The sequence below is a fragment of the Hoylesella timonensis 4401737 = DSM 22865 = JCM 15640 genome, from assembly GCF_000455445.1.
GTDB lineage: Bacteria > Bacteroidota > Bacteroidia > Bacteroidales > Bacteroidaceae > Prevotella > Prevotella timonensis.
In genome coordinates, this window is the sequence record NZ_HG417093.1 from 77195 (window position 1) to 97434 (window position 20240).

13 protein-coding genes are annotated in these 20240 nt (G+C 42.7%); 6 read left to right on the forward strand and 7 right to left on the reverse strand.

Annotated elements, in window-relative coordinates; genetic code table 11:
- Positions 1-100 precede the first annotated feature (100 nt).
- Together rbr and BN35_RS05030 are read right to left on the reverse strand one after the other, a co-directional pair.
- Positions 101-754 carry a rubrerythrin gene (gene rbr / locus BN35_RS05025; RefSeq protein ID WP_025071778.1) on the reverse strand — a complete coding sequence of 218 codons (654 nt, stop codon included), beginning with the start codon at positions 752-754 and terminating at the stop codon, positions 101-103.
- A gap of 212 nt (positions 755-966) precedes the next feature.
- Positions 967-1941, reverse strand: a complete 975-nt coding sequence (locus tag BN35_RS05030; protein ID WP_025071777.1) for a YitT family protein — start codon at positions 1939-1941, stop codon at positions 967-969.
- 1066 nt (positions 1942-3007) lie between these two features.
- Between BN35_RS05030 and BN35_RS05035 the strand changes: the two genes are divergently transcribed.
- Positions 3008-4696, forward strand: coding sequence for an RluA family pseudouridine synthase (locus BN35_RS05035; protein ID WP_025071776.1), 1689 nt, complete (start codon positions 3008-3010; stop codon positions 4694-4696).
- Positions 4697-4827: 131 nt separating this feature from the next.
- Here BN35_RS05035 and BN35_RS05040 read toward each other — a convergent pair whose 3' ends face one another.
- The 3 genes from BN35_RS05040 to pckA all read right to left on the reverse strand — a co-directional run bounded on the left by BN35_RS05040 (position 4828) and on the right by pckA (position 10472).
- Entirely contained in the window at positions 4828-7017 is a 2190-nt protein-coding gene (locus BN35_RS05040) for a glutamine synthetase III family protein (RefSeq protein WP_028900859.1), read from the reverse strand.
- Positions 7018-7180: 163 nt separating this feature from the next.
- On the reverse strand, positions 7181-8752 hold the full coding sequence (locus tag BN35_RS05045; RefSeq protein ID WP_028900860.1) for a sulfatase family protein: 1572 nt from the start codon (positions 8750-8752) through the stop codon (positions 7181-7183).
- Positions 8753-8858: 106 nt separating this feature from the next.
- Positions 8859-10472: a phosphoenolpyruvate carboxykinase (ATP) gene (gene pckA, locus BN35_RS05050; protein ID WP_025071775.1), complete on the reverse strand. Its 1614-nt coding sequence runs from the start codon at positions 10470-10472 to the stop codon at positions 8859-8861.
- Between the two features lie 244 nt (positions 10473-10716).
- On the opposite strand from pckA, the gene upp reads away from it, so the two are divergent.
- Positions 10717-11376, forward strand: coding sequence for a uracil phosphoribosyltransferase (gene upp / locus BN35_RS05055; protein WP_025071774.1), 660 nt, complete (start codon positions 10717-10719; stop codon positions 11374-11376).
- A gap of 136 nt (positions 11377-11512) precedes the next feature.
- On the opposite strand, the gene BN35_RS05060 is transcribed toward upp, so the two are convergent.
- The gene (locus tag BN35_RS05060; protein WP_025071773.1) at positions 11513-12163 is read right to left on the reverse strand and encodes an HAD family hydrolase; all 651 of its coding nucleotides are present in this window, start codon (positions 12161-12163) and stop codon (positions 11513-11515) included.
- Positions 12164-13049: 886 nt separating this feature from the next.
- On the opposite strand from BN35_RS05060, the gene BN35_RS05070 reads away from it, so the two are divergent.
- The 3 genes from BN35_RS05070 (at position 13050) to BN35_RS05080 (ending at position 17525) form a co-directional block, all read left to right on the forward strand.
- Positions 13050-14585 (forward strand): GH3 auxin-responsive promoter family protein, encoded by a 1536-nt coding sequence (locus BN35_RS05070; protein ID WP_025071772.1) that lies wholly within the window; start codon positions 13050-13052, stop codon positions 14583-14585.
- Between the two features lie 22 nt (positions 14586-14607).
- Complete coding sequence (locus BN35_RS05075) at positions 14608-16653, forward strand: Ig-like domain-containing protein (protein WP_028900862.1); 2046 nt, start codon at positions 14608-14610, stop codon at positions 16651-16653.
- Positions 16654-16733: 80 nt separating this feature from the next.
- Complete coding sequence (locus BN35_RS05080; protein WP_025071770.1) at positions 16734-17525, forward strand: DUF3108 domain-containing protein; 792 nt, start codon at positions 16734-16736, stop codon at positions 17523-17525.
- A gap of 134 nt (positions 17526-17659) precedes the next feature.
- Here the strand turns inward: BN35_RS05080 and BN35_RS05085 are convergent, their stop codons facing one another.
- The gene (locus BN35_RS05085; protein WP_008125147.1) at positions 17660-18124 is read right to left on the reverse strand and encodes a MaoC family dehydratase; all 465 of its coding nucleotides are present in this window, start codon (positions 18122-18124) and stop codon (positions 17660-17662) included.
- Between the two features lie 274 nt (positions 18125-18398).
- Here BN35_RS05085 and BN35_RS05090 point away from each other — a divergent pair, with 274 nt between their 5' ends.
- Positions 18399-20231: an ABC transporter ATP-binding protein gene (locus BN35_RS05090; protein ID WP_025071769.1), complete on the forward strand. Its 1833-nt coding sequence runs from the start codon at positions 18399-18401 to the stop codon at positions 20229-20231.
- Positions 20232-20240: the final 9 nt, after the last annotated feature.

Genomic DNA, 20240 nt, shown 5'->3' on the forward strand with positions numbered 1-20240 from the left:
TGATCATTTGTTCCGTTCATCATATGCGTACGCAACAAAAGAAACGAGAGATACTTAAAAAGCAGTATCTCTCGTTGACGTTTGTCTTATGTCTGTCGACTTACAGATTGTCTGGTTCAATCTGGAAGTAGCTCTGTGGATGGTCACAAACTGGACATACCTCAGGAGCTTTCTTACCGACAACGATGTGTCCACAGTTGCGGCACTGCCATACGCAGCTACCATCGCGTGAGAAGACAATCTTATCTTCGATGTTCTTCAACATCTTGCGATAACGCTCTTCGTGGTGCTTCTCAACGGCAGCAACAGCACGGAACTTCACTGCAATCTCTGGGAAGCCCTCTTCGTCTGCTACCTTCGCCATGTTCGCATACATGTCTGTCCACTCATAGTTTTCACCGTCGGCAGCTTCTTTGATGTTATCTGTTGTGGTAGGGATATCACCACCGTGCAAGAACTTGAACCATATTTTGGCATGTTCTTTCTCGTTGTGTGCCGTTTCCTCAAAGATAGCAGCCAATTGCTCATAGCCTTCTTTCTTTGCCTTAGATGCAAAGTAGAGGTACTTGGTGTGAGCTTGACTCTCGCCTGCAAATGCAGCCATGAGATTCTCTTCGGTCTTTGTTCCCTTTATTGCTTTCGGGTCAAAAGCTTTAAACTTTCCTGCTTTAGCGTGACATACTGGGCACTCTTTTGGTGCTTCTTTTCCTTCGTGGATATAACCACAGACGGTACAAATAAATTTCTTCTTCATAATGTTTTTGTATAATGGTAAACGTTTTTGTATTTTATGCGTCTCTACGCTTGTGTTCCTATTTTTCGGTGTTGATAACGTTAGCAGGAAGCACTTCACCACAAAGATACTATTTTTATCCTTGCATTGCAACAAAAATTGTATTTATTTCATTACTTCTTTTTCTAAATCTTCATCATATCGTTTTATTGCGACGGTCGTCCTCGCCTTGTTTATCCGTTCAATTCTTCGATTGGCGTGGGGTTTACGTCTACTGCAGTTGGTTCAATGCCCTTGTGGTGGTTTGTCTTTTTGCGTTTCACTTTGAACCGGTCGAAGCCCTCCCCATAAACACCAATGACGGCACTCTGAGATACAAATGCTGCGGGGTCGATTTCGTTGATGAGATAAAATATCTTGTTTGATTCTGACTTCTTTGCCAATACAAACAGCATTTTCATGTTTTTACCAGAAAAGAATCCTTGTGCATTGATGACCGTACACCCACGGTGTGGATTTTCATTGATTTGTCGACCTATCTCTTCATATTTGTCAGAGATAATAAAGAACTGTACCGACCTGCGCATACTGTTCACCACTTGGTCTACACAAAACGAGGTGATGAACAACACAACATATCCGTAAATCACTTTCTCCCAATCGTGTAATGCCAAGAAACTGGAAGAGATAATCACTACATCACAAAGTAAAATAACGCGTCCCAATGAGATGTCACGATATTTGTTCACGATGGCAGCCACAATATCTGTTCCTCCAGTACTACCATTGGCTGATAATCCTAAGCCTACTCCCGATCCGCAGAATACGGCGCCGATGACACTTGCCATAAAAGGTTGGTCGCTCAATAAGGAGACGTCTTTCATATACGTTTGCACCAGTGAAGTAAGGGCTGTCAAGATAATGATGCCATAAATCGTTTTGATACAGAAACGCAGTCCCAATATGCGTAAAGCAAAAATAATAAGGATGGCATTCACAGCAAAATAACTATACTGTACTGGTATTCCTAATCCCCAGTATAATACTGAAGAAATACCCGGTACGCCACCTGTTGCAATGTCATTAGGTAACAAGAAAATTGTCCACCCGATACAGTAAAACATCATCGCGATGGTGATGAATACGTAATCTTTTAGCTCATTTGCGCTAAAAGGATTCTTTAAACCCGTTTTTTTCATGTCTGTCATTGATCATTGATTTGTTTTTGCAAAACTTCGTTCTCCGTTTTTCTCAACTTCCTTATAGGGGGTTGTCTTTGATGAGTCTTTGCTTTGCAAAGATAGATGAAGAAAACCTATTATCAAAATATTTGTGATTGTAAATTTTGAATAGTTTTACATGCTTTCTTCTGCACCTCGTTTTGAGGTACCAATCTTTCATTGAAGAGCGAGATTTTTATAATAAAAACCACCAACCCTGCCGCATTTGTAAAATTGGTGATGTGCTGCATGAGAGGGTAATTAATGCTGAATTTTCTTTACAAAGTGCCTCTCATAACTCGCGTGAAATCATCCAACGGCAAAGTTGGTCGCAAATACGCGAGTTATGAGCGATGTTCGTAATTTGTTGTTATTGAGATGGTTACGCTTTATAGTCCTCTTTTCATCCCCATTTTTACCGTTTTTTTGCGACTAAAGCATTGAGATAAGCCTGCTATTTGCATGCTTTAATGCCGTTGAAGCATGTGAATAACACCTCTAATACATGTTTCCAAGAGCGTAAACTCAACGTTTTAGCTTCAATCAACGTTTTATTTGTTAAAATCAGCCCATTTTTGCATGTCGTCTGCCTATTAATTTTTTCTATTTCGCAGATTTTAGATGACCGTTTTTTGGTAAAATAACAGGACAAAAACATGATTTCGAGAGTGCTATCGTTAGTCCTTAACTTCATCCCTTATGACACGGTGAAATTGTAGTCGAGTGTCCCAATATCCTCTTACAAGCTATATTTTCGTCTCTTTGGTGTTTGTTCGTTGTTCAATAGCCATCTACCATGCCCGAAGTAAGCAATGCGATTCGTTGGATGCGATAAATTTATAGTGGGAGCCAAAGAACAAAGATTTTTTCATATTTAAGTCCCTTTCTCAACTGAAAGAGCCGTGCGGTGAACCCTAAAATAAAGCATGAATGCGGTGGTATCTCGTATAAAGTCCGTACTTTTGTAGCGGGTTAGAAAATTTCAGCCTTTACTTTGAGGTTGGTTTGCTTCACAGTCATGGCTTTTGAACGACCTCCTTTTATGCACACTTCCATGATTCAACGTGAAAATTCCGTAGACAAAGGTTTTGAAGCTCATTGCTTTCATCCACTTAGCACCGATGTGGAGCGTCCCCAGCAATTGAATAATCCCTTCAATTATCGTCCGCATCCGCTCGCTCTTTTGGCGGCAGAGCAGTTGCAGCGGTATGTGGCATCGCAACCAGCATGGCAGGAAGAGATTGCATTAGGAAAGATGTTTGGCGTTTTGGTAGTGGAAGATGCCCAACATTCATTGGGCTATTTAGCTGCTTACTCGGGGCAAATCGGTGGGCGTAGCAACTGGCATGGATTTGTGCCTGCGGTGTTTGACTATCTTGAGCCACAGGGATATTTTAAGAAACAAGAGGCTTTCATTACTCAAATCAATGTAAGGGTAAAGTGTTTAGAGGTTGATGAGGACTACCAAACGTTGAAAACGAAGTTAAAAGAATATGACCAAAAGGCAGCTGCCCAACTGACATTGTTTCAAGAAGAGATGAAAGTCGCCAAAAAAAGGCGTGACCAACAGCGTAGAGAACTAACTCTGAGTGTAGAGCAACAAGCTGCCCTTATCAAGGAGAGTCAGTTTATGAAAGCCGAATATAAGCGACTCAAGGAACGGTTGCGCATAGAACGGATACCACTTCTGCAATTATTAGCCGAACACGAGCAACAAATGGAAGATGCAAAAGCATTACGCCGAACCTTATCGGACGACTTACAACGCTGGCTTTTCTCACATTTCGTCATGTTGAATGCGAAGGGAGAGCAACGTAACCTCCTTACCATCTTTGCCCAAACAGCGCAAGGTGTGCCGCCAGCAGGTGCAGGGGAGTGTTGTGCGCCCAAGCTTTTGCAGTATGCTTATCTACACCGTTTGAAGCCTGTCTGCATTGCTGAGTTTTGGTGGGGCGCTTCTCCCAAGACCTCTGTACGTCATCATGGGCAGTTTTACCCTGCTTGTCGTGGCAAGTGCCTGCCCATTCTTTCTTTTATGTTGCAAGGTTTGAAAGTGGATGCAGAGCAGTCTGTCGAAGAGCAACACAGTCAACTTCATGTCGTTTATGAAGACGATGCCCTCATTGTTGTGGACAAACCAGCAGGTATTCTTTCTGTCCCGGGACGTTCTCAGCGCCCTTCTGTCTACTCCATTTTGCGAAGTCAGATGCCCTCGTCGGTTGAGTTGTTTTCCGTCCACCGCCTCGATATGGCTACATCGGGTTTGCTGATATTGGCAAAAAACAGTGTGGTTTACCGTCATCTGCAACGCCAATTCAGGACACATCATATACAAAAGGAATATATTGCCATCTTGGAAGGAGCGTTATCTCAGCGGAAGGGCGTTGTTACGCTGCCCCTTCGTCCTGACCCCTTTGACCGTCCGCGGCAGGTAGTCGATTGGGAGCATGGCAAAAAGGCTGTGACTTCCTATCGTGTGTTAGGTGTACGACACGGTAAAACTTGGGTAGTTTTGTTCCCCGAGACAGGCAGGACGCACCAGTTACGCATGCATTGTGCGCATGCAGAAGGGCTCAACTGTCCTATCTTGGGCGACCCACTCTATGGTCATCATGCCAATCGGCTTTACCTGCATGCCACTTCTATTACCTTTGAGCATCCCATTTCGGGACAACTCCTCACGCTACATGCCCAACCACCCACTGACTTTCAAGATGTTTTTATGGGGAGAAAGCATAGATGATTTTCTGGGTTGATAGGATTTGCGGTGATACCTACGGGGTTGCGATTGCTTCAATACAACAACAGAGGGGTTGCGATACGAGCCGCAAACCCCTCTGTTTCCTTTCTTATTATAATAAGGTATATGTCTTTTTATCTAATAAATAGCAATTCACGATATTTAGGCAGTGTCCACAACTCATCGCTAACGATGAGTTCGAGTTTGTCAATTTGATAACGTATCTCTTCCATCTTTGGTGCAACGGTATCGTGATAGGCAATCGCTTTGTCGCGTTCAGAGGTTATTTTGTTGGCTATCTTACGCGCATTTATCAGTTCTTCCACACCTGTCTCAATGCGTTGTGTACGCTCGGCAATCTCTTTAATAATCTTTTTGTTACGGCAAGTGAGCTTTTCTGCTTCAGTTCGATCGAATATGTTGAACATGTGGCTCACATTCTCCGCAATTTGACTTTGGTAATGCGTGGCAACAGGGATGATGTGATTCATCGTGAGGTCGCCCATCACACGTGCCTCAATTTGAATTTTCTTGGTGTACATCTCCCATTTTACTTCATTGCGTGCCACCAACTCATTGCGTGCCATGACCCCAGTGCTTTCAAACATCTCGATACTCTCTTCGTCTAAGTATCTGTCAAACACGATAGGACAGCTGTTTTCACAGTCTAATCCACGGCGTTTGGCTTCCTCTACCCATTCGTCGCTATAGCCGTTGCCATCGAAGTGAATAGGTTTGCAGGTTTTTATATCTTTGCGCAGAACGTCAATGATAGCCGATGTTTTGTCTTCGCCCTTTGCGATGAGTTCATCAACGCGTTGCTTAAAGTCATTAAGTGCCTCTGCCATGGCAGTATTTAGCACAATCAACGCACAAGCACAGTTGGCTTCTGAACCGACAGCACGAAACTCAAAGCGATTTCCTGTAAATGCAAAAGGACTGGTACGGTTGCGGTCGGTATTGTCAAGGAATAGTTCTGGAATCTCTGGAATATCGAGCATCATCCCCTGTTTACCATTTAAGGTAAAGAGATCGTCTTTATCGGCTATCTCAATGTGATGTAATAAATCAGAGAGTTGCTTTCCCAAAAAGGAGGAAATGATAGCAGGTGGAGCTTCATTGGCACCCAGTCGATGCGCATTGGTGGCACTCATGATCGAGGCTTTGAGCAATCCGTTATGCCGATATACACACATCAACGTTTCTACCAAGAACACCACGAAGCGTAAATTGTCCTCGGCGGTTTTACCCGGGGCATGGAGGAGCACGCCAGTATCTGTGCTCAAGCTCCAGTTGTTGTGCTTTCCACTACCATTGATGCCAGCAAATGGCTTCTCGTGTAGCAGTACACGGAACCCGTGTTTGCGTGCTACTCGCTTCATGAGCGACATCAATAACATGTTGTGGTCGTTCGCCAAGTTACATTCTTCAAAGATAGGTGCCAACTCAAATTGGTTAGGAGCCACCTCGTTATGACGCGTCTTGCAGGGTATCCCCAATTCGAGAGCACGAATCTCCAAGTCTTTCATGTAGGCTTGCACACGTTCTGGAATCGTTCCCAAATAGTGATCATCCATTTGTTGGTTCTTTGCAGCATCGTGTCCCATAAGGGTTCTCCCTGTTAGCATCAAGTCGGGACGAGCATGATATAAATCTTCATCCACCAAGAAATATTCTTGTTCCCAGCCCAAGTTGGTGTGTACCTTTTTTATCTGCGTGTCAAAATACTGACACACCGCAGTTGCAGCTACGTCGACAGCATGCAACGAACGCAATAGGGGAGCTTTGTAGTCTAACGCTTCGCCTGTGTAAGAAATGAAAATGGTAGGAATACACAGGGTGTCATCAACGATGAAGACAGGTGATGTAGGATCCCATGCCGAGTAGCCTCGTGCCTCAAAGGTATTGCGAATGCCACCATTCGGGAAAGAAGAGGAATCTGCTTCTTGTTGTATCAATAGTTTGCCACTAAACTCTTCTATCATTCCTCCCTTACCGTCGAACTCTACAAAGGCATCATGTTTCTCGGCGGTGCCTTCAGTGAGAGGTTGAAACCAGTGTGTATAATGTGTAACCCCGTTTTCTTGTGCCCACTGTTTCATGCCTGTTGCCACTGCATCGGCGATGGCTCTATTGAAGTGAGCCCCATTATCAATCACATCAGATAGTTGTTGGAATACATTTTCTGGCAGATATTTTTGCATTTTTGCGCGATTAAAGACATATTTGCCAAAATATGCAGACGGTCGCTCTTTCGATGTTACTATTTTTAAGGGCGCTTTTTTCGATGCTTCTGCAACAACGTGAAATCTGAAATTATCCATTTTTATACTATTTGTGGTGTAAATCTTTAGAACTCCATCTTGAAAAGATACCGCTAATGGTACAAACAAGTTAGCTGTTGCAAAATTACAAAAAAACTGAAAGTCGTGACAGTGTGTGCCCTTCTTTTTTTAATCGATAGTTTGATGCGTCCACTCTCAACGGTTAATGCTTTGGTGTAAATCCTTTTTCTCGCTCTGTCTGTAAGATGCGAGCCAGTTTGTCAGTTACGTCAGGGTGGTTGGTAGCCACGTTCTCTCGCTCATATAGTTCTTTGCTCATGTCGAAGAGTTGTGCGGTTGGGCTGTTGCCCGTCTCTATTTTGGGTCCCCAAGTAATCATCGGCTTTCCATTGCTCGGCTCTATGTATTTCCATTTTGCTGTTCGCACCGACAGTACATGTGCGCTTGACTGCTCAATGACATACGGTCTTCCTGTCTTGTCCGTACCTAACAGCGCGGATAATCCATTTTGGCTGTCGGGTGCACTGCCTTTGGGAAGGCGCGCTTGTAGCAGGTTGGCGAGGGTTGCCATCAGATCTATTTGGCTTACTAAAGCCTGCGATTCTTGTTTGGCATTTACCTTGGCAGGCCAACTCACGATGAACGGCACGGCTGTTCCTCCCTCAAAGGCGCTGTATTTGTAGCCACGAAAGGGACCGGATGGACGGTGTCCACCCAATTTCTCTTCAGCTTGGTCTTGGTAACCGTCATCTATCACAGGACCGTTGTCGCTGGTTAGGATGATAAGAGTGTTTTCCCGCAGCCCCAACTCATCGAGAACTTGCATGATTTTTCCTACAGACCAGTCGAATTGCACAATGGCATCGCCTCGCAATCCCATAGGACTTTTGCCCCTAAAGCGTTGGTGTGGAAATCTTGGCACATGTACATCGTTGGTTGCAAAGTACATGAAGAACGGTTTGTTGCAGTTTTCGCGTATGAAATTTACCGCATGTGCTGTGATGGAGTCTGCTATGTTTTCGTCTTTCCACAACGCTTTTCCACCCCCTTTCATATATCCAATGCGTCCAATTCCGTTTACAATTGCCATGTTGTGACCATGACTGGGCTTGAGATTGTACATCAGTTCGGGGTTTGTCTGACCCGTCGGTTCGCCTGGGAAAGGCTTTTTGTAGCTCACCTCAATAGGTGCTGAAGGATCGTAGTTAGCCACTTTCCCGTTTTCGATGAATACGCAAGGAACACGATCACTGGTGGCTGCCATGATATAATGATAGTCAAAGCCCAAGTCTCCCAATGATTGAGCTAATGGAGCGTTCCAATCTTGTTCCGCAGTCTGGTCGCCAAGTCCCAGGTGCCACTTGCCAATAGCACTGGTAACGTAGCTTTTGCTCTTGAATATGTCTGCCAAAGTGAACTGCCCTGGACGGATAATCATAGCCGCATTGCCAGCTGCCACGTCGGTGTCTGTGCGTCTCCAAGCATACTGACCTGTGAGAAGTGAGTAGCGCGATGGCGTACTGGTGGCTGCTACGGCATGTGCATTGGTGAACCTGATTCCGCTTTGCGCAAGGCTGTCCACATGAGGTGTACTCACTCGCTGTGCACCATAGCACTGCAAGTCGCCGTATCCCAAGTCGTCTGCTACGATAACAATGACGTTGGGTGATGAAGTTGTTTGGCTTGTTTGTGCGCAGACAACGCTCGAAACGGCTGGTGTAACGATGATGGCAGCCATCATTCTTGGATGAATTATGAGGGATGTTTTGTCCATGGTGTGTATTTTGTACGGTCTGCAAATGATAGTAACGAAAAAAGGGGCTTATCACATCGTTGGATGGATAAGCCCCAGCTTTAATCGCTATGATGCGAAAAATGTATTACAACTGAGGACCAGCAGCTACAAGAGCCTTACCAGCTTCGTTTGTAGTGTACTTGTCGAAGTTCTTGATGAAGCGTTGAGCCAAGTCTTTTGCTTTCTCGTCCCACTGTGATGCGTCACTGTAAGTATCGCGAGGATCGAGGATTTCGGTAGCAACACCTTCCAACTTGGTAGGAACTACGAAGTTGAAGTAAGGCATTGTCTTGGTAGGAGCCTCATCAATAGAGTGATTCAAGATAGCATCAATGATACCACGAGTGTCACGGATAGAGATACGTTTGCCCGTACCGTTCCAACCTGTGTTTACTAAGTAAGCCTTCGCACCATTCTTCTTCATCTTCTTCACCAACTCTTCAGCATATTTTGTTGGGTGCAATTCAAGGAATGCCTGACCGAAACAAGCTGAGAATGTAGGAGTAGGCTCTGTAATACCACGCTCTGTACCTGCCAATTTAGCAGTGAAACCAGAGAGGAAGTAGTACTTGGTTTGCTCCTCGTTCAAGATAGATACTGGAGGTAATACGCCGAATGCGTCTGCAGACAAGAAGATTACTTGCTTAGCAGCAGGACCAGCAGAGATAGGCTTTACGATATTCTTGATGTGGTAGATAGGATAAGATACACGAGTGTTCTCTGTGCGGCTCTTATCTGTAAAGTCAATCTTACCGTTTTCGTTTACAATTACGTTCTCCAAGAGAGCGTCACGCTTGATAGCATTGTAGATATCAGGTTCTGACTCTTTGTCAAGGTTGATAACCTTAGCATAGCAACCACCTTCGAAATTGAAAATACCTTTATCGTCCCATCCGTGTTCATCATCACCAATCAACAAACGTTTTGGGTCGGTAGACAAGGTTGTCTTACCTGTTCCTGATAATCCGAAGAAGATAGCGGTGTTCTCACCGTTCATGTCAGTGTTAGCAGAGCAGTGCATTGAAGCAATGCCCTTCAGTGGCAAGTAGTAGTTCATCATTGAGAACATACCCTTCTTCATTTCACCTCCATACCATGTGTTCAAGATAACCTGCTCTTTGGTTGTAACGTTGAAAGCAACGCAAGTTTCAGAATTTAATCCCAGTTCTTTGTAGTTCTCTACCTTAGCCTTAGAAGCATTGTAAACAATGAAGTCAGGTTCTTGGTCGAGTTCTTCTTGATTAACAGGACGGATGAACATGTTGGTCACGAAGTGAGCCTGCCATGCTACCTCAACGATGAAGCGAATCTTCATACGTGTGTCTTTGTTAGCACCGCAGAAACCATCTACTACGAACAAACGCTTGTTAGAAAGTTCTTTCTTAGCCAACTCATTAACGACCTTCCAAGTAGATTCTGTCATCTTGTGGTTGTCGTTCTTATATTCGTCAGTAGTCCACCAAACGGTGTCGTGAGAATTAGCGTCGTCAACAATGAACTTGTCCTTAGGTGAACGACCCGTGTAAATACCTGTTTGTACACAAACTGCACCCAGTTCTGTCTCCTGACCTTTCTCAAAGCCCTCAAGGCCTTCTTTGGTCTCTTCTTCGAACAACAATTCGTAAGAAGGATTGTAAACTACCTCTGTTGTACCTGTAATTCCGTACTTTTCGAGTACTGATTTATCAAACTTTGCCATTATATAAAAATGTATTTAAGTGTGAATAATTATTCTTGAACAATGAATTTCTAATTCGACTACAAAGTTACAGAAAATATATCCGTCGACAAATTTTAGGTTATAAAAAATATATATATCGTTTCTGTTTTAGGTTAAAGAATTGAAAAAAGAAAGCATTGTTTTGATATTTGCAATTTTCACTTTGCAAAAACAAATGGAAATGGCTACTTTTGCAGGATGAAAACATAACACATTGAAAACAATGAAGATTATCAACTTTAGTGAGTCGAACTCAATTATGAACCAGTATTTAATGGAAATAAGAGATGTTGACTACCAGAAAAACCGTTTGTTGTTTCGTAATAATATTCAGCGAATAGGTGAATTGGAAGCCTATGAGATATCCAAGACTCTTGATTATGAGAAGAAGGATGTCACTACTCCTTTGGGAGTTGCACAGGTGAATATTCCTGCCGACGAGGTTGTATTGGCTACGATCTTTCGCGCAGGCCTTCCGTTCCATAACGGTTTTCTAAATATCTTCGACCATGCGGGCAATGCTTTCGTGTCTGCTTATCGTCAATATATTGACAAAGAGCAACATGAGGTGGGTGTGCATGTGGAATATTTGGCTACACCGAGTATTGAAGGTAAAACCCTTATCATTGCCGATCCTATGTTGGCTACGGGGGCTTCCATGGAGTTGGGTTATCAAGCTTTCCTCACAAAGGGAACGCCTAAGCGCATCCATGTAGCTTGCGTCATTGCGACACCAGAGGGTATCGACCACATCAAGAAAACTTTTCCCACGGAAGAAACTACTATCTGGTGTGGAGCAATCGACCCAGGTCTTAACGAACACAAGTATATTGTGCCCGGTTTTGGCGACGCTGGTGACCTTTGTTATGGAAATAAGCTGTAACAACAGTCGTTAGCTCACTGACATAGGGTTTTAATTGATTATTTTTCCTGTTGAAGCAGCATACGTACTCACTTGCTTTTGAAGAGATGTTTTTGTGAGAATGTATGCTGTTAGGTGGTTTTATTTTTTGTTTTTGCTACCTTTTTACAATCTTCAGTAGTTCCTTGAAATCGTCAATAATAAAGTCGGTGTGCAGTGACGTCATTTGCTCACGCGTGCCATTGCCGTACGTAACACCGCAAGTAAATACATTGGCGTTTTGTCCCATTTGGATGTCATACACCGTATCTCCAACCACCATTGCCTCTTGCGGTTGAATGTTTAGATGTGTTAGGGTCATTAAGACGGACTCAGGATGAGGCTTCGCATTCGAAACATCATTGGCGCTCACTACAAAGGGAATGATGTCTTTCAATTCAAAGGTGTCTATAAAGTTAAGAAGAGAGTGCTTGGAGCGACTACTGGCAATGGTAATAACGTATCCTAAGCGGTGCAATTCTCGCAAAGTTTCAAGTACATTTGGGAAAAGTGGTACCGCACCGGGAACGTTGTTTTCATGAAACACCTTGTCATACGTTGCAACACATTGCTCACCCATTTCGTCTGTCATAGGGATTAAGTCGGTAAAAGTCTGTTTTAAGGGCAGTCCAATCATCTTGGCGCATTGCTCTCGGGTGCGTGGTTCTAAGTGAAGTTGCTCAATAACTTCTAACATGGTGTTGGTAATCAGTGTCTTGGTGTCCGCCAAAGTACCGTCAAAATCAAGAATAATAGCTTTTAAGTGCATGTTTGTTTTGTTAAATGGAAGCACAAAGATAATCAAAATACGGCTATCTTCAGGCGAGTAATTGATAAAAATGGAAAAACAAATGGGAAGGGTAAGAGTTGTTACGCTACTTTTTCGTGTACACAATTCTTACATTGAAGACTCATATTTTTATAGCGAAAAGGCTCTTATCAGATAGCGCATATAAAATTGTTGGTGCGCAGTTTCAGCGACTCCTCTATGCTGAATTATCTTTACAAAGTGCCTCTCATAACTCGCGTATTTGCGAACAACTTTGAAGTTGGTCGCAAATACGCGAGTTATGAGCAATGTTTGTAATTTGTTGTTATTGAGAGTGTTATGTTTATAATATCGTTTTTCATTCATAAATTTACCACTTTTTGGTGGCTGAAGCATTGAGATAAGCCTGCAAGTTGCATGCTTTAATGCGGTTATTACATGTAGATAACACCTCTAAAGCGTGTTTCCAAGAGCGTAAACTCAATGTTTCAGCCTGAAAAGGCGTTTATTTTGTGAAAATCAGCCCATTTTTGTAGGGTGTTTGCCTATTGATTTTTTCTATTTTGAAGATTTTAGATGACCGTTTTTTGGTAAAATAACAGGACAAAAGCAACGCATTTCTATCTCTAAAAATGATAAAATTGAAGTGTCATGCTTGTTACAAGAAGAAAAGCAAAAGAAGCGCATGAGGTAAGCCGTGCAATGCGTTTCTTTCCTAAAGGCTGTTGTTGAAACAAAACGAAAAACTGGTTTTTCATCATCAGCCACCTATTTATAATAGAAAGAACTCCGTGTGCCATGTGTCTTAAAATACGTGAATTGTGCGTTTGTTACAAAAGATTAGGTTATTTTTGCATATTAAACTGATAAACTGCACGATAATAAAATGGGGCTAACAAGTATAGCAAGCCAATTCTTTCTGTCGCGTCAAAAAGAGATTGAACGATGCGCCAGACACACTGAATCAATGCAACAGCAGGTACTGATGAACCTGTTGGAGCAGGCTAAAGATACAGAGTATGGGCGTAGCCATCTCTTTGGGAGTATAAAGTCGTATGAGGAATATGTAAAAAATGTGCCTGTCTGTACTTATGAAGAGCTGAAAAGTGACATTGACCGCATGCGGCATGGGGAAGAAAATGTGTTGTGGCCCGGTCAAGTGAAGTGGTTTGCCAAATCGTCAGGTACAACTAATGATAAGAGCAAATTCATACCCGTGTCTAACGAGGCTCTTCATCACATCCATTATCAAGGAGGAAAAGACACGGTGGCACTCTATCTCCTTAATCGTCCTGACAGTCGGATTTTCGACGGAAAAGCTTTGATATTAGGAGGAAGCCACTCTCCAAATTATAATGTACACAACTCTTTAGTGGGAGACCTTAGTGCAATCCTGATAGAAAATATCAATCCTCTTGTTAATGTGATGCGTGTGCCGAAGAAGTCTACGGCACTTTTGCAAGATTTTGAAGTAAAACGAGATCGTATTGCAAAGGAAACATTACATAAAAATGTAACGAATATCTCAGGAGTTCCCTCTTGGATGCTGTCTGTATTGGTGAGAGTGATGGAATTAAGTGGCAAGACGCATTTGGAAGAGGTATGGCCTCACCTTGAAGTTTTCTTCCATGGAGGCATCCCTTTCACGCCTTATCGTCCGCAATATGAGCAACTCATCACCTCTCCGCAGATGTGTTACATGGAAACCTATAATGCCAGCGAAGGATTCTTTGGCATACAAAGCGACTTAGATGATTCTTCCATGCTCTTAATGCCGGATTATGATGTGTTCTATGAATTCATTCCGATGGATGAATTTGGAGTGAAGGAAGCCCCCACAGTAGTACCATTGGAGGGCGTTGAGCTGGATAAAAACTACGCCATGCTCATCTCTACATCTTCTGGATTGTGGCGTTATATGATTGGTGATACTGTGAAGTTTACTTCAAAAAATCCCTATAAATTCATTATTACTGGTCGTACAAAGTACTTCATCAATGCCTTTGGTGAGGAATTGATTATGGACAATGCAGAAAAAGGGTTGGCTTATGCGTGTGAGCAAACGGGTGCAGAGATTTCAGAATACACCGCAGCACCCGTATATATGGACAGTAATGCCAAATGTAGACACCAATGGTTGATTGAGTTTGTCAAAAAACCAAAAAGTTTACAACAATTTGCGTCTATCTTAGACAAGCGTTTGCAGGAATTAAATAGTGACTACGAAGCCAAACGTTTTCACAATGTCACACTGCAACATTTGGATATCATCATGGCACGTACCAATTTGTTTAATGATTGGCTGAAAATGAAAGGGAAAATGGGTGGACAGCACAAGGTTCCACGTTTGTCTAATAGTAGAAAGATTATTGAGGAATTGCTCGAACTCAATACCTCTGAACAAAATCTTGTTAAGGGATAATTCTCATTTATATTGAATGAAAATGCGTCATTTGTACTTTTTCAATTACCTAAAGTCACTTCATTGCAATGCAGGCAAAGTGCTCTCGCTTAGCGCAGCATGGTATGTTCTCCTTTTGTGGCTTTCCTCTTCCCTGATGATGTCTTGTGCTCGCATGGGAAGTCCCGATGGAGGATGGTACGACGAGACTCCTCCAAAAGTGGTCAGTACGTCACCTAAGGAGGGTTCTGTACATGTCACGGATAAGAAAATATACATACAGTTTGACGAATTTATTAAGATTGACAATCCCACAGAGAAGGTTGTCATCTCTCCTCCACAGATAGAAGCACCAGAAATCAAGTCGCAAGGAAAGCGAATCGTGGTGGAACTGAAAGATTCTTTGAAGCCAGACCTCACTTATACGGTCGATTTTAGCGATGCAATCTCGGATAACAACGAGGGCAATCCTTTGGGAAATTATACTTATAGTTTTTCAACAGGTTCAAAGATTGATACCATGGAGGTAAGTGGTTATGTGCTGGAAGCCGAAAACTTAGAACCCATTAAGGGAATCTTGGTGGGTCTTTATGCCAATCATAGCGACTCTATCTTCCGACATAAGCCCATGTTGCGCGTGTCTCGAACCGATAGTCGTGGCAAATTCACCATTCGTGGCATTGCTCCAGGCACTTATCGTATTTACGCTTTGCAGGATGTAGATGGAAATTACTTTTATAATCAGAAAAGTGAGAAGTTGGCTTTCACGCATGACCTGATTACTCCAAGTTCTAAACCTGATATTCGACAAGATACGATTTGGGCAGATTCGCTCCATATCAAGAATATTCTGCAAGTGAATTATACGCATTTCTTACCAGATGATATTACGTTGAGGGCTTTCACCGAGATACAGACAAATCGTTATCTCATTAAGACGGAGCGTAAAGAGCCTAACTTCTTCTCGCTGTTTTTTAGCTATGGCAGTGACCAACTCCCGCAAATAAAAGGTCTTAACTTTAATGATAAGGACGCTTTCATCATGGAGTCGACTCCTCGAGGCGACACCTTGACGTATTGGTTGCGTGACACAACGCTCATTCATCAAGACACATTAGAGGTTCAGTTAAGCTATCAAGCCACCGATTCTGTGGGACATCTGCATCAACAAGTGGATACTGTTTCGTTATTGTCTAAGATTCCGTATGCAAAGCGATTAAAATTGGAACAGAAAAAGATAGACGAGTGGACAAAAAAACAAGAAAAAGCTAAAAAAAGAGGCGAGCCTTACGACTCTATTATGCCAAAAGAAAACTTGGATGTACAAGTTACCGCTGGCTCGGCAATGACGGCTGATAAGAATGTAAGCTTTCATTTTGAAACTCCTTTGGCAAAGATTGACACGTCCAAGATACATCTTTATGCCAAACATGACACGCTTTGGTACGTCTCTCCGTATGAATTTGAGCAACAACGAGATACTACTGTGAAGGCTCTCAATAAGGCTTATTTAGAACATACGCGCGACTATGTCTTGCGAGGTGAGTGGCGTCCAGGGATAGAGTATAGTCTTGAACTTGATAGTGCCGCCTTTATTGATATCTATGGAGTGGCATCAACGAAGAAGAAACAAGGCTTTTCTGTTCAATCGAATGATGAGTTAAGCACCATTCTATTAACCATTGCGGGCGCAAAGCAAGCACCTATGGTGGTTCAGTTGCTTGACACTTCGGATAAACCAGTGAAGCAGGTGCCTGTAGTCAATGGTGAAGCACGATTCTTCTATGTTAAACCGGGCGATTATTATGCGCGTTTGTTTGTAGACACGAATGGAAATGGTCGCTGGGACACGGGGAATTACGATGAGAATAGGCAGCCCGAAGAAGTTTATTATTATCCAAAGAAGATTACATGTCGTGCAAAATGGGACTTTAATGAAACTTGGAATCTCACCCAGACGCCTCTGTATCAGCAAAAACCTGCACAAATCACCAAACAAAAGGGAGAGCAGCAACGCAAAATTCAGAATAGAAATGCCAAGCGTGCCCTCGACTTAGGTAAAAAATATGTGCCAGGTATGTTGAAATAATACCACGAAGTGTTATTCTGATGAAGAATCACGATGTTGCAAATACATCGTATTGGTACAAAAATAAGGAACAAACGAATATGAAATTATTGAAAAAAATCACTTTATTATTACTATTATTGGTCTCATCGGTCGCTGTACAAGCACAGTGTGATATGAAGAACACGGCTTTTACTTCTGGTGAGCTTCTTACCTACAATCTTTTTTTTAATTGGAAATTCGTATGGGTGAAGGTGGGAAATGCTTCCATGTCCGTGGTACGTTCCAACTATAAAGGACAGCCAAGTTATCGCGCTTCATTAATTACCAGAGGAAATCGTAAGGCGGATCATCTCTTTGTATTGCGTGATACGTTACAAGCTTATACCTCGCTTAACTTGGCACCGCAGTACTATCGCAAAGCAGCACAAGAAGGTTCACGTTATTATATAGACGAAGTTTTTTATACTTATCCCAATAAGAAAGTCTATGTCAAGCAACATCAGATAACCAGTAGTGGTGAGCATCTATGGAGGCAGGGCTACAAGAACGAATGTGTGTTCGATATGTTGAATATCTTTTTACGTGCAAGGTCGTTCGATGTGTCCAAGTGGAAGAAAGGCTACGCTTATCGCTTTACGATGGTTGACGGTGAAAAGTCGATGCCTGCCATGTTGAAATATCATGGGAAAACCCACGTCAAGGCGGATGATGGGAAAAAATATCGTTGTTTACAATTGTCATATATGGAAAAAGAAGACAAGTCGTATAAGAAGATTGTCGACTTTTTCGTTACCGATGACACCAATCATATCCCCGTACGGTTAGACATGTTCTTGCGCTTTGGCTCGGCAAAGGCTTTCTTAGTGGGGAAGAGAGGCGTAAAAAACTAACTGCGAAATACGAGAGATGAACTTTCAGGTCAAAAGACAAGTTTCCTTCTTTGATCTCTTTCGTCGTTCATCTTCTCTTTATTTGCAGTGATTTTATTGGTAGCTTTTGCCGAAAAGTTCCTTTTTTTATTTGCTTATATAAAGTAATATAAAAAGGTGGCAATTCCCTCTACGGCAGGTTTTCGCTGTCCTTCGATTTCTATTTTGAAGTTGATTTCTGTTTTGCAAATGCCACGAAGGTTGCTAATGGCATGCAACTTGGCGGTCATTCTTACACGACTACCAGTAAGAACTGGTTGTCCAAAGCGCATTTTATCCATGCCATAGTTGACCAACATCTTGATGTTGTTCACCTCAATGATTTGTTCCCAAAGGTGTGGCAATAGAGACAAGGTAAGATAACCGTGCGCAATAGTGCTCTTGTAGGGGCTTTCTACTTGTGCACGCGCTTCGTCTACGTGAATCCATTGATGGTCTAAAGTAGCGTCTGCAAATAGATTGATGCGATCTTGTGTTACTTCCAACCATTCGGATGCACCTAAGTCTTTGCCTAAGTAACTGGCAAAATCTTCGTAAGAATTGATGATTACTTTTTCCATATACTGCTCATTTGTTGTGAATACGTCGCTGTGAAACGAACCGTTATACGGGGATTGTTCCCTTTAGCATCGTATTTGATGGTTTCATGATACAAAGGTAGCAAAAGCAATTTAATTAGACAAATCGCACAAACAATGGTTGTACGCACGCAACCATAAACTGCTTGTTAACCAAAAATATAACGTTAAAGTTGTCGTTTTTCAATAAATGGCTTACCTTTGCATGATACCGCAGAGATTATTTATTTCTCACAGCATTAGTTTTAGCAATTTCATGAAAGAGTTTATACAAGTTTTTAGGCGCTTCGTGCCACCCTACAAACGTTATTTATGGGCGTCCGTCTTATTCAATGTCTTGTCAGCAGTATTGAATATATTTTCTTTTGCGGCGCTCATTCCCATTCTTAACATTCTGTTTAAGGTGAATCAAGTGCAGGTAACCACACTCATGCCTTGGCCTGAAGCCATTAAAGATTTACCCCGTATGTTAGCTAATAATGCCAATTATTACGTGCAGGTGATGATTGATACCTATGGTTCTACGACCACCTTGCTGCTGATAGGTTTGTTTTTGGCTTTCATGACCTTTCTAAAGACGGCAGCTTACTTTCTGTCTTCTGCCACTATCATGCCGATTCGTACAGGTGTGGTACGTGATATCCGCAATCAGTTGTACCGCAAGATTACCAGTTTGTCGCTGGGATTCTTCTCAGAAGAGCGCAAAGGTGACATCCTTGCACGTATGAGTGGTGATGTACAGGAGGTGGAAAACTCTATCATGGCTTCGATAGACATGCTCTTCAAGAATCCTATCCTCATCATTGCCTATTTCGCAACCTTACTTATAATCTCTTGGGAGCTCACATTGTTTACCATTGTGTTTGTTCCTATCTTTGGATGGTTAATGGGGATTGTTGGTCGTAAACTTAAACAAAATAGCATCAAGGCACAAAGTCTCTGGAGTGACACCATGAGTCAGGTCGAGGAAACGTTGGGAGGACTGCGCATCATCAAAGCCTTTTGTGCCGAGGAAAAGATGAATAAGCGGTTTGATAAGATCAACAGTGATTATCGCAATCATATACTTCGAGTCAATGTGCGGCAACAAATGGCGCATCCCATGAGCGAGTTCTTAGGTACAGTGATGATTGTCATCGTGCTATGGTTTGGTGGTACCTTAGTACTCAACCAACAAACGCTCAGTGGTCCTACGTTTATTTACTACTTGGTGATGCTGTATAGTATCATCAATCCTTTGAAAGAGCTATCAAAAGCCAGTTACAGCATCATGAAAGGCTTGGCTTCGATGGAGCGAGTAGACAAGATATTAAATGCGAAAGTCACCATACAAGATTCTCCACATCCTGTTCCTATCAAGGAATTCAAGCATCAAATCGAGTTCCGTGATGTATCTTTTAGGTATGGAGAGCAATGGGTGTTGCGACATATTAACTTGGTGATACCCAAAGGAAAGACGGTAGCATTGGTGGGACAGAGTGGAAGTGGAAAGTCTACTTTGGTGGATTTGATACCACGCTACTATGATGTACAAGAGGGCGAGGTGTTGATTGACGGTATCAATGTTCGTGATTTGGGTATTCACGACCTGCGACAACTCATCGGGAATGTGAACCAAGAGGCGATTCTATTTAACGATTCGTTTTATAACAACATCTCTTTTGGCGTCGACCATGCCACGCAAGCAGAGGTAGAGCAAGCAGCTCGTATTGCCAATGCTTATGACTTCATTATGGAGTCAGAAGATGGATTTGATACCTGCATTGGAGATCGAGGCGGAAGGTTGAGTGGTGGGCAGCGTCAGCGTGTGTCCATCGCCCGCGCTATCTTGAAGAATCCACCTATCTTGATACTCGACGAGGCTACCAGTGCGCTTGATACTGAGAGCGAACGCATGGTGCAAGATGCGCTGGAGAAGCTCATGAGCACACGCACAACGGTGGCAATAGCACACAGACTGTCTACTATCAAGCATGCCAATGAAATATGTGTGCTACACGAAGGACGCATTGTAGAGCGTGGTACGCATGAAGAACTCATGAGTAAGGATGGCTATTACAAGAAACTGCACGATATGCAGGAACGATGATATAATGAA